Source organism: Streptomyces sp. A012304, assembly GCF_026008495.1.
Lineage (GTDB): Bacteria > Actinomycetota > Actinomycetes > Streptomycetales > Streptomycetaceae > Streptomyces.
This window is the reverse complement of sequence record NZ_BQUN01000182.1, coordinates 353,099-363,853: the sequence shown is the minus strand read 5'-3', so window position 1 is coordinate 363,853 and position 10,755 is coordinate 353,099. Positions and strand designations below refer to the sequence as shown.

Here is a 10,755-nt window from a genome sequence, read left to right as displayed (position 1 = left end):
CGCCCTGCCGTTGCTCTATGCGATCTCAGTTTTTTATGGCGCAACGCGATGAACGGCCTCAGAGGGCCCCCGAACGCCTTGACAAGGGTTCTGGGCCACCCCAGACTGATGTTGCGCTTACCGCAATCCGTTTCGTTATACGCACCGAGGTGTCATGATGATTCCCGCGTGCCGTCTCGAGGACCTTCCGCGAGGCGAGGCCCACCGGCTCGACATCGATCCGCCGGTTTCGGTGTTCCACACCGACGACGGCGAACTCTTCGCCATCGACGACACCTGCACCCACCAGGACGCGTCGCTCGCCGACGGCTGGCTGGAGGGCTGCGAGGTGGAATGCCCCCTGCACGCCTCGAAGTTCGACCTGCGCACCGGTGCCGTCGACGCCCCGCCGGCCAAGCTCCCGGTCCGCACCCACGAGGTCGTCGTCGAGGACGGCATGATCTACGTCCGTCTGTCCATGGACGCGCCCAACCTGCCGCCCTGCATCTCGGCCCGGCTCGCCGGGGGGCCCGCGTGAGGACGGTCGCCGTGGTCGGCGCCTCGCTGGCCGGGCTGTCGGCGGCGCGCTCACTGCGCAAGCAGGGCTACGGAGGCCGGCTGGTCGTCATCGGAGACGAGCTCCACCGCCCGTACGACAGGCCGCCGCTGTCCAAGGAGTTCCTGGCCGGCACGCTCGGCGAAGCCGAACTCGCCCTGGAGACCGACGACGAGGACCTTCAGGCGGAGTGGCTGCTCGGCGTCCGGGCCACCGGGCTCGACCACGCGCGGCGTGTCGTCCGGCTCGGTGACGGGCGGGAGGTGCAGGCCGACGGCGTCGTCATTGCGACGGGCGCAGCGGCACGCACCTTCCCGGGGTCCGAGGGCCTGGCCGGAGTGCACACGCTGCGCACCCTGGACGACGCCCGCGCCCTGCGGGACGAACTGACCCGCGGCGGACGCCTGGTGGTGATCGGCGGAGGCTTCATCGGAGCCGAGGTCGCCTCCACCGCGTACGCCCTCGGGCTCGACGTGACCGTCGTCGAGGCGGCCCCGACCCCGCTCGCCGGACCGCTCGGCGAGGTCATGGGCGCCATCGTCTCCGCCCTCCATGCCGACCACGGCGTACGGCTGGTGTGCGGCGTGGGCGTCAAGGGGCTGAGCGGGGAGCGGCGTGTCGACGCCGTCCTGCTGGAGGACGGTCGCGGCATCCCTGCCGACATCGTGGTGGTGGGTGTGGGTGCCCGCCCGAACGTCGAGTGGCTGGAGGATTCCGGCGTCGCTCTCGACAACGGCGTCAAGTGCGGCGCCGACGGCCGCACCAGCCTGGCCGGCGTGGTCGCGGTCGGTGACTGCGCCAACTGGTACGACCCGCGCGCGGGGTTCCATCGCCGCGTCGAGCACTGGACCGGTGCGCGCGAGCGCCCCGACGCCGCGGTCGCCACACTGCTGGCGGGCGGTGCGCTGGAACCGGGTGTGCCCCGGCCGCCGTACTTCTGGTCCGACCAGTACGGCGTGAAGATCCAGTTCGCGGGGCACGCGGCCGGCGCCGACAGTGTCACCATCGAGGCGGGCGCCGCGGACGACCGTGACGTCCTCGCCGTCTACCGGCGGGCCGGAGACCCGGTCGCCGTGCTCGGGATGAACCAGCCGCGGCTGTTCACGCGCTGGCGCAAGCAACTCGCCGCCACCGCGTCCTGATCACCGCCCACATCTTGACACCGCCCCAGCGGCATCCCATGCTGCGGTTGCGCACAGCACGCAGCGTTGCTCCATACACAACGCCGTCCGGAGTCGCTCTTCCCGGCGCGTGAATGACCCCTCCACGACGTTCTCCCGAGGAGTGCAACGTGACCTCGCCCAGCCTGCCGGACAGCCTGATCGCCACTCTTCCCGGCTCCTCCTACACGGACCCGGAGTTCTTCGCCCAGGAGCAGGAACGCATATTCGAGACCATGTGGTTCTGCGTCGCGCGGGCCTCCGAGCTGGCCAAGCCCGGTGCCTTCCGCACCGTCGACGTGGGCCGCGAGAGCATCCTCGTCACGCGGGCGAGGGACAACAGCATCCGTGCGTACTTCAATGTGTGCCGGCACCGCGGAGCCAAGCTCTGCACCGAGGAGACCGGCGAGGTGAAGCGGGCCTTCCAATGCCCGTACCACGCCTGGACGTACGACCTGAACGGCAAGCTCGTCGCGGCGCCCAACCTCACCAAGATGCCCGACGTGAGCCGTACCGAGTACGGCCTGGTGAGCGTGGCCGTGCGTGAATGGCTCGGCTATGTCTGGGTCTGCCTCGCGGAGAACCCGCCCTCCTTCGAGGAGGACGTCATCGGTGAGGTCGTCGCCCGGCTCGGCGACGTCGAGTCGATCGAGCGCTACGACATCGACAACCTCTCCGTCGGCAAGCGGATCACCTACGACGTGAAGTCGAACTGGAAGCTCATCATCGAGAACTTCATGGAGTGCTACCACTGCGCCACGATCCACCCCGAACTCACCGAGGTACTTCCGGAGTTCGCGGACGGTTACGCCGCCCAGTACTACGTGGGCCACGGCGCGGAGTTCGGCGAGGAGGTCCAGGGCTTCACCGTCGACGGCTCCGAGGGCCTGGATCGCATTCCCGGGGTCGCGGACGACCAGGACCGCCGCTACTACGCGATCACCGTCAAGCCCCAGGTGTTCATCAACCTCGTGCCCGACCACGTGATCTTCCACCGGATGTACCCGGTGGCGGTGGACCGCACGATCGTCGAGTGCGACTGGCTGTATCTGCCGCATGTCGTCGAGAGCGGCAAGGACGTCAGCCGGTCCGTGGAACTCTTCCACCGCGTCAACCAGCAGGACTTCGACGCCTGCGAGCGCACGCAGCCCGGAATGAGCTCCCGTATGTATGCCAAGGGTGGTGTGCTGGTGCCCAGCGAGCACCACATCGGCGCGTTCCACGACTGGGTGAACGAGCGCCTCGGCACCCCGCAGGGGTGATTCAGCCCAGGTAGCCCATCCGGTGGCTGATCTCCTCGGCGCCCTTGAGCAGCACCGGGGAGAGCTCGTGCAGGCGCTCCTCGGTGAACCGGTACGCGGGCCCGGAGGCGCTGAGTGCCGCGATGACCTCGCCGTCCCGGTTGCGGACCGGCGCGGCCATGGCGTGCAGACCGATCTCCAGCTCCTCCAGGGTCCACGCGTAGCCGCGCTCACGGGCCTCGGCGAGGTTCTTCTCGAGCTTCGTCTTCGCGGTGATGGTGTGCGGGGTGACCTTCTTCATCCCGGCGGCGGACAGCAGCGCGGCGCGCTCCTTCTCGGGCAGATGGGCCAGCAGGATCTTGCCGCTCGACGTGGCGTGCAGCGGGGTCAGCTGGCCGACCCAGTTGTGCGCGGTGACCGCGCCCGGGCCGCGCACCTGGTACAGGTTGATCGCGTAGTGCTCCTGCATGACAGCGATGTTGACGGTCTCGCCGAGCTCCTCGGCCAGACGTTCGCAGACCGGCCGGCCCTGCTGGGTGATGTCGATACGGCCGGTGACCGCGCCCGCCAGGCGAACGATGCCGAAGCCGAGCCGGTACTTGCCGCGCTCGCCGGCCTGCTCCACCAGACCGCGCGCCTCCAGGGCGCCGAGCAGGCGGAAGGCGGTGGACTTGTGCACCTCGATCTCGCCCGCCACCTCGCTGACGCCCGCCTCGCCACGCTGAGCGAGGATCTCCAGGACGCTGATGGCGCGGTCCACCGACTGCACGCCGCCCGCATGTGAATTCGACGTTTCCGTGTCAGGGCTGTAGTTGCTCACAGCGAAACTATACGCGCAGTTAACAACGTCACTGCAAGTAGCGCCGTCGAATCAAGATCCTGAAGTTGCGCTGTTCGCAACCTGGTGCGTATAGCGCGACCTGGTTTAGCATGCCCCGCATATCTACGGCGCGAGCGAGACGAGGCACCATGGCTCCTGTGCAGTACGACTTCGTCATCGTCGGCGGCGGTTCGGCCGGCAGTGCACTGGCCAACCGGCTCTCCGCCGACCCGGCCAACCGGGTCCTGGTCCTGGAGGCGGGCCGGTCGGACTACCCGTGGGACGTCTTCATCCACATGCCCGCGGCGCTGACCTACCCGATCGGCAGTCGGTTCTACGACTGGAAGTACGAGTCCGAGCCCGAGCCCCACATGGGCGGCCGACGTGTCTACCACGCGCGCGGCAAGGTGCTGGGCGGCTCCAGCAGCATCAACGGCATGATCTTCCAGCGCGGCAATCCCATGGACTACGAGCGCTGGGCCGCCGATCCGGGCATGGAGACCTGGGACTACGCGCACTGTCTGCCGTACTTCCGGCGCATGGAGAACTGTCTCGCGGCCGACCCCGACGACGAGTTCCGCGGCCACGACGGCCCTCTCGTCCTGGAACGCGGGCCGGCGTCCAACCCCCTCTTCGGTGCCTTCCTCAAGGCCACCGAGGAGGCGGGCTACGCGCCCACGGACGACGTCAACGGCTATCGGCAGGAAGGTTTCGCCAAGTTCGACCGGAATGTCCATCGTGGGCGCCGGCTCTCGGCCTCGAAGGCGTACCTGAAGCCGGCGATGAAGCGGCCCAACCTCACTGTCAAGACCCGCGCCCTCGTCACTCGCGTCCTCTTCGAGGGCAAGCGCGCCGTCGGAGTCGAGTACCAGCGTGGCCGGGGCGCACTCCAGCAGGTCCGCGCCAGGGAGGTCATCCTGTGCGGCGGGGCCATCAACTCCCCGCAGCTGCTCCAGCTCTCCGGCGTCGGCAACGCCGAGGAATTGCGGGCGCTGGGCATCGACGTCGTGCACGACCTCCCCGGCGTCGGCGAGAACATGCAGGACCACTTGGAGGTGTACATCCAGTACGCCTGCAAGCAACCCGTCTCCATGCAGCCGTACCTGGCGAAGTGGCGGGCCCCGTTCATCGGCCTGCAGTGGCTGTTCAGGAAGGGCCCGGCCGCGACCAACCACTTCGAGGCCGGCGGCTTCGCCCGCAGCAACGAGGACGTGGACTACCCCAACCTGATGTTCCACTTCCTGCCCATCGCGGTCCGCTACGACGGCTCCGTGCCCGCCGGCGGCCACGGCTACCAGGTGCACGTCGGACCCATGTACTCCGACGCCATCGGCTCCGTGAAGATCAAGAGCAGGGACCCGCGCGAGCACCCGGCGCTGCGCTTCAACTACCTCTCCACCGAGCAGGACCGCCGCGAGTGGGTCGAGGCGATCAGGGTGGCCCGCAAGCTTCTCAACCAGCCCGCGCTCGCCCCCTACAACGACGGGGAGATCTCACCCGGACCGTCGGTGGAGACCGACGAGGAGATCCTCGCCTGGGTCGCCAAGGACGGCGAGACCGCCCTGCACCCGTCCTGCACCTGCAAGATGGGCACCGACGAGATGGCGGTCGTCGACCCCACCAGCATGCGCGTGCACGGCGTGGAGGGCCTGCGGGTCGTCGACGCGTCGGTGATGCCGTACGTCACCAACGGCAACATCTACGCCCCGGTGATGATGGTCGCCGAGAAGGCCGCCGACCTGATCCTCGGCAGGGAGCCGCTGGCGCCGTCGAAGGCCGCGTACTACCGCCACCGTGACGTCCAGAAGCAAACGGAGTAGGTGTTGAGTGCGACAGGGCTGAGGGCGCTGCTGCGGAGCGTCCGCTACGAGGTGCTGCCCGCGAAGGCGACCGAGGAAAAGGTCCTTGCCCATGTCCCGCGCGACGTCGTCGTCACCGTGACGGCGTCGCCGGTCAAGGGCCTGGAACCGACCCTCGACCTCGCCGTCCGGCTCGCGGCGCACGGCTACCGGGTCGTCCCGCACGTGCCGGCGCGGCTGCTGCGGGACGACGTGCACCTGAAAGAGGTCACGGGCCGGCTCCGGGAAGCCGGTGTGGACGACGTCTTCGTCCCGGCCGGGGACTCCGACCCGGCGGCCGGGGTCTACGACGGTGCGCTTCCGGTGCTGCGCCGGCTGAGCGAGCTGGGCAGGCCCTTCGCCCGCGTCGGCGTCACCGGCTACCCCGAGAGCCATCCGCTCATCCACGACGACGTCACCGTCCAGGCGATGTGGGACAAGCGCGAGCACGCCACCTACATCGTGAGCAACCTCTGCTTCGACCCGCGGGTGCTGGGGGAGTGGCTCGTTCGTATACGACGCCGGGACATCACTCTGCCGGTCCATGTGGGCGTCGCGGGGCCCGTGCAGCGGGCGAAGCTGCTGGCGATGGCCACGAAGATCGGAGTGGGGGAGTCCACGCGCTTCCTGACGAAGCACGCCTCGTGGTTCATGCGTTTCGCGGCCCCTGGCGGGTATGCGCCCGAGCGGCTGCTGTCCCGCACCGAGGAGGCCCTCACCGCACCCTCGGCGGGGGTGGCCGGACTGCACCTGTTCACGTTCAACCAGATCGCCGAGACGGAGCGGTGGCGCCGCGCGCTGCTGGACCGGCTGGGCGGCTGAACCGGGAGAGGGATGACGACCGACACCGACTGGCAGCTGACCCGAACCTTCACCAGCACATCAGGTGACGTCCGCTGGGACCGGCTGGGGCAGCCCGGCCGGCCTCCGGTCGTCCTGTTGCACGGCACGCCCTTCTCGTCGTACGTCTGGCGTGCTGTGGCCCGCTCCCTCGCCCGTGACCATCAGATTTTCGTCTGGGACATGCCCGGCTACGGAGTCTCCGAGAAGGCGACGGGCCAGGATGTGTCCCTGGCCGCCCAGGGCCACGTCCTCACCGAACTCCTCGGCCACTGGGGCCTTGCCGAACCGCTCGTGGTCGCCCACGACTTCGGCGGCGCCGTGGCCCTGCGGGCACACCTGCTGCACGGCGCCCGCTACCAGGCTCTCGCCCTGGTGGATCCGGTCGCGCTGGCGCCGTGGGGATCACCGTTCTTCCGGCTCGTCGGCGCGCACGCCGACGTGTTCGAGCAGTTGCCGCCCGCACTGCACGCCGCCCTGGTGCGTGAGTACGTCACCACCGCCAGCAGTCCCGGCCTGCACCCGGCGGTCCTCGACCGGCTCGTCGAGCCCTGGCTGGCCGGCTCCGGCCAAGCGGCCTTCTACCGGCAGATCGCCCAGGCCGACCAGCGCTACACCGACGAGATCCAGGGCCGGTACGGCGAGATCGGCATCCCCACGCTCGTCTGCTGGGGCGAGGACGACACCTGGATCCCGGTGGCGAAGGGGCGCGAGCTCGCCGCTCTCGTCCCCGGCGCGCGCTTCGAACCGATCACCGGCGCGGGCCACCTCGTCCAGGAGGACGCCCCCGCGGAACTCACGGCCGCGCTCATCGCCTTCCTCCAGCGGCCGCTGTGACCGAGGGACGGCGCGCACGGGGTCGTATACGAGCCGCATACGACAAGGGCGGGACCGGAATCCGGTCCCGCCCCGCTGTGCGTGTCTCTCAGCGGAAGACCACCGTGCGGTTGCCGTCCACCATCACGCGGCTCTCGCTGTGCCACTTCACCGCGTGCGCGAGCACCTGCGCCTCCACGTCCCGCCCGACCGTGACCAGGTCGCCGGGGTCGAGCGAGTGGTCCACCCGGACCACCTCCTGCTCGATGATCTGCCCCTCGTCCAGGTCCGGCGTCACATAGTGCGCCGTCGCGCCGACGAGCTTCACTCCGCGCCGGTAGGCCTGCTCGTAGGGGCGTGCGCCCTTGAAACTGGGGAGGAAGGAGTGGTGGATGTTGATGGCGCGTCCCTCCAGCTCCTTGCACAGGTCGTCGGAGAGGACCTGCATGTAGCGGGCCAGCACCACCAGGTCGACGTCCAGCTCGCGCACGAGCTCCAGCAGCCGTGCCTCGGCTTCGGGCTTGGTGTCCCTGGTCACCGGGATGTGGTGGAAGGGGATGCCGTACGTCTCCGCCAGCTTCTCGAAGTCCTGGTGGTTGGAGACGATCGCCGGGATCTCGATGTTGAGGGCGCCGGTGCGCCGGCGGAAGAGCAGGTCGTTCAGGCAGTGGCCGAACTTGGACACCATGATCAGCGTGCGGGTAGGTGTGGCCGCGCCGTTCAGCGCCCAGGTGATGCCGTAGGCCTGGGCCACGGGACCGAACCGGTAACGCAGCTGTTCCAGATCGAGGTTCGGATCGGAAACGTCGAAGTGGACCCTCATGAAGAAACGACCCTGAAGTCGGTCGTCGAACTGCTGGCTTTCCAGGATGTTGCCGGAGTTCCTGACGAGAAAGCCGCTCACGGCGTGCACCAGTCCCGCGCTGTCGGGACAGGAGAGGGTCAGGACGTACTCGCGGCCAGGGTGCGGTCGAGGGGACATGTGCGGCCTCCGTCGGTGCGTAATGCACAACATGGTGAGCGATACGCAACATGGTCGACTCGGAGTCGCTTGTGGTCAAGGGTGGGTGGGTAAAGGGGCGCATGTTGAAATCGTCATCAGCCAACCTCTTGACGTCGGTCTGTCCATTCGACACTGTGTTCCACCACAAGCAATCGGGTGCACGATGCGCAACGAATTTCCATTGAAAGGCTCGTCGCGTGGCAGACCTGTACGTGGATGGCGAATGGCGGGATCCGGTCGCCGGTGGACGCCGGGACATCCGATGTCCTGCCGACGGCACGCTCGCGGCGACCGTATCGGAGGCGACCCGCCCCGACACCGAGGCCGCGATCGCCGCGGCCCGCCGCGCCTTCGACGCGGGGGACTGGCCGAACACCCCCGAGCGTGAGCGCGGCGCGCTGCTGTTGCGCACCGCCGACATTCTTGAGCGCGACGCCAAGGTGTTCGCCCGCGCCGAGTCCCTCGACACCGGCAAGCGGCTGGTGGAGAGCGAGTACGACATCGCCGACGTCGTCTCCTGCTTCCGCTACTACGGCGGCCTCGCGGGCACCGACGCCGGACGCGCGATCGACACCGGCCGCGACGACGCCATCAGCCGGGTCGGCTACGAGCCGGTCGGTGTGTGCGGGCTCATCACGCCCTGGAACTACCCGCTGCTGCAAGCCAGTTGGAAGGTCGCCCCGGCGCTGCTCGCCGGCAACACGATCGTTCTGAAGCCCAGCGAGCTCACCCCCTCCACCTCCATCCTGCTGATGAAGGCACTTCAGGAGGCGGGGCTCCCGGCGGGCGTCGCGAACCTCGTCCTGGGCACCGGGCCCGAGGTGGGCGCACCGCTCTGTGAGGACCCGGCCGTGGACATGGTCTCCTTCACCGGAGGGCTGGAGACCGGCAAGCGGATCATGGCCACCGCCGCCGCGACCGTGAAGAAGGTCGCGCTGGAGCTCGGCGGCAAGAACCCCAACGTCGTCTTCGCCGACGCCGACTTCGAGACGGCCGTCGACTTCGCCCTCACGGCCGTGTTCCTGCACTCGGGCCAGGTCTGCTCGGCCGGGGCCCGGCTGATCGTCGAGGACTCCCTGCACGACCGGTTCGTCGACGAGGTCGTCCGCAGGGCCCGGCAGATCCGCCTCGGCGGCCCCTTCGACCCCGAGGCCGAGACCGGAGCGCTGATCTCCGCCCAGCACCTGGAGAAGGTCGAGGCATACGTCGCCGCGGGCATCGCCGAGGGCGCCGTACTGCGCTGCGGCGGCGCCCGGCCCGACGACCCCGCGCTGGCAGACGGCCACTACTACCCGCCGACCGTGCTCGACGAGTGCCGGCAGGACATGCGCGTGGTGCACGAGGAGTCCTTCGGGCCCGTGCTCACCGTGGAGCGCTTCACCGACGAGGACGATGCCGTGCGCATCGCCAACGACACCGAGTACGGACTCGCCGGAGCCGTGTGGACGCAGGACGCCGGCAGGGCTCAGCGGGTCGCCCGGCGGCTGCGCCACGGCACGGTGTGGATCAACGACTACCACCCCTATGTGCCGCAAGCGGAATGGGGTGGCTTCGGACATTCGGGCGTGGGCCGGGAGCTGGGACCGACCGGCCTGAACGAGTACCGAGAGCCCAAGCACATCTGGCAGAACATCCAACCCCGGCCGCAGTACTGGTTCCGCGGCTGAACGCCGAAAGAAGGTCGAACGTGACCACACAGACCGAGGTGCCGCAGCGGCGCGGCACGCCCCAGGACTCGGGCTCCACCCCGGTCATCTCCGTGCGCAGGCTGTGGAAGGTGTTCGGGCCGAAGGCCGACCAGGTGCCGGACTCCGAGGAGCTGTGCGGCCTCACCCGCCGCGAGCTCATGGACCGCACGGGATGCACCGCCGCCGTACGCGACGTCCACTTCGACGTCTCACCCGGCGAGGTCTTCGTCGTCATGGGCCTGTCCGGCTCCGGCAAGTCCACGCTGGTGCGATGTCTGACCCGGCTGATCGAACCCACCGCGGGTGAGGTCGTCTTCGAGGGCGAGGACATCCGCCAGGCCGACGACAAGCGCCTGCGCGATCTGCGCCGTCGCAAGTTCTCCATGGTCTTCCAGCACTTCGGTCTGCTGCCCCACCGCCGCGTCGTCGACAACGTGGCGTTCGGTCTGGAGATCCGCGGTATGGGCAGGGCCGAGCGCACCCGGCGGGCCCAGGAGGTCGTCGAGCTGGTCGGCCTCGCGGGCTACGAGAACTCCTACCCCGACCAGCTGTCCGGCGGTATGCAGCAGCGTGTGGGCCTCGCCCGGGCGCTGGCCGGTGATCCGGAGGTGCTCTTCTTCGACGAGCCCTTCTCGGCGCTCGACCCGCTGATCCGCCGTGACATGCAGAACGAGGTCATCCGGCTGCACCACGAGGTCGGCAAGACGATGGTGTTCATCACCCACGACCTCTCCGAGGCACTCAAGCTGGGCGACCGCATCCTGATCATGCGCGACGGCAAGATGGTCCAGTGCGGCACCGGCGACGAACTCGT

General features: G+C 69.1%; 10 protein-coding genes. 8 read left to right on the top strand and 2 right to left on the bottom strand.

All coding sequences use genetic code 11. From position 1 onward, the window contains the following. The first annotated feature begins 154 nt into the window (after positions 1-154). The 3 genes from ALMP_RS37680 (at position 155) to ALMP_RS37670 (ending at position 2,957) form a co-directional block, all read left to right on the top strand. A complete protein-coding gene (locus tag ALMP_RS37680; RefSeq protein ID WP_264936460.1) occupies positions 155-517 on the top strand; it encodes a bifunctional 3-phenylpropionate/cinnamic acid dioxygenase ferredoxin subunit in 363 nt (120 codons plus the stop codon). After that, complete coding sequence (locus ALMP_RS37675; RefSeq protein WP_264936459.1) at positions 514-1,677, top strand: NAD(P)/FAD-dependent oxidoreductase; 1,164 nt, start codon at positions 514-516, stop codon at positions 1,675-1,677. The genes ALMP_RS37680 and ALMP_RS37675 overlap by 4 nt, the downstream gene beginning before the upstream one ends. A 149-nt stretch (positions 1,678-1,826) precedes the next feature. Beyond that, positions 1,827-2,957 carry an aromatic ring-hydroxylating dioxygenase subunit alpha gene (locus tag ALMP_RS37670; protein WP_264936458.1) on the top strand — a complete coding sequence of 377 codons (1,131 nt, stop codon included), beginning with the start codon at positions 1,827-1,829 and terminating at the stop codon, positions 2,955-2,957. 1 nt (position 2,958) lies between these two features. Here ALMP_RS37670 and ALMP_RS37665 read toward each other — a convergent pair whose 3' ends face one another. Next, positions 2,959-3,705 carry an IclR family transcriptional regulator gene (locus ALMP_RS37665; protein ID WP_264936489.1) on the bottom strand — a complete coding sequence of 249 codons (747 nt, stop codon included), beginning with the start codon at positions 3,703-3,705 and terminating at the stop codon, positions 2,959-2,961. A 200-nt stretch (positions 3,706-3,905) separates the two neighbouring features. Between ALMP_RS37665 and betA the strand changes: the two genes are divergently transcribed. Genes betA through ALMP_RS37650 form a run of 3 tightly spaced genes read left to right on the top strand, consistent with a single transcriptional unit; the run spans position 3,906 to position 7,271 of the window. Next, positions 3,906-5,576: a choline dehydrogenase gene (betA, locus tag ALMP_RS37660; RefSeq protein WP_264936457.1), complete on the top strand. Its 1,671-nt coding sequence runs from the start codon at positions 3,906-3,908 to the stop codon at positions 5,574-5,576. Positions 5,577-5,579: 3 nt separating this feature from the next. Beyond that, positions 5,580-6,416 (top strand): 5,10-methylenetetrahydrofolate reductase, encoded by an 837-nt coding sequence (locus ALMP_RS37655; protein ID WP_264936456.1) that lies wholly within the window; start codon positions 5,580-5,582, stop codon positions 6,414-6,416. A gap of 12 nt (positions 6,417-6,428) precedes the next feature. Continuing rightward, positions 6,429-7,271, top strand: coding sequence for an alpha/beta fold hydrolase (locus ALMP_RS37650; RefSeq protein WP_264936455.1), 843 nt, complete (start codon positions 6,429-6,431; stop codon positions 7,269-7,271). An 88-nt stretch (positions 7,272-7,359) separates the two neighbouring features. On the opposite strand, the gene purU is transcribed toward ALMP_RS37650, so the two are convergent. Then, positions 7,360-8,232: a formyltetrahydrofolate deformylase gene (purU, locus tag ALMP_RS37645; RefSeq protein WP_264936454.1), complete on the bottom strand. Its 873-nt coding sequence runs from the start codon at positions 8,230-8,232 to the stop codon at positions 7,360-7,362. Positions 8,233-8,450: 218 nt separating this feature from the next. On the opposite strand from purU, the gene ALMP_RS37640 reads away from it, so the two are divergent. Further along, positions 8,451-9,920, top strand: coding sequence for an aldehyde dehydrogenase family protein (locus ALMP_RS37640; protein WP_264936453.1), 1,470 nt, complete (start codon positions 8,451-8,453; stop codon positions 9,918-9,920). Positions 9,921-9,940: 20 nt separating this feature from the next. Next, on the top strand, positions 9,941-10,755 hold an 815-nt coding region (locus ALMP_RS37635), incomplete at its 3' end, for an ATP-binding cassette domain-containing protein (protein WP_264936452.1).

Bases quoted from the DNA above. Each gene is read 5' to 3' on its own strand.
- ALMP_RS37680 (WP_264936460.1), top strand. From the start codon at position 155: ATGATGATTCCCGCGTGCCGTCTCGAGGACCTTCCGCGAGGCGAGGCC.
- ALMP_RS37650 (WP_264936455.1), top strand. From the start codon at position 6,429: ATGACGACCGACACCGACTGGCAGCTGACCCGAACCTTCACCAGCACA.
- betA (WP_264936457.1), top strand. From the start codon at position 3,906: ATGGCTCCTGTGCAGTACGACTTCGTCATCGTCGGCGGCGGTTCGGCC.
- purU (WP_264936454.1), bottom strand. From the start codon at position 8,232: ATGTCCCCTCGACCGCACCCTGGCCGCGAGTACGTCCTGACCCTCTCC.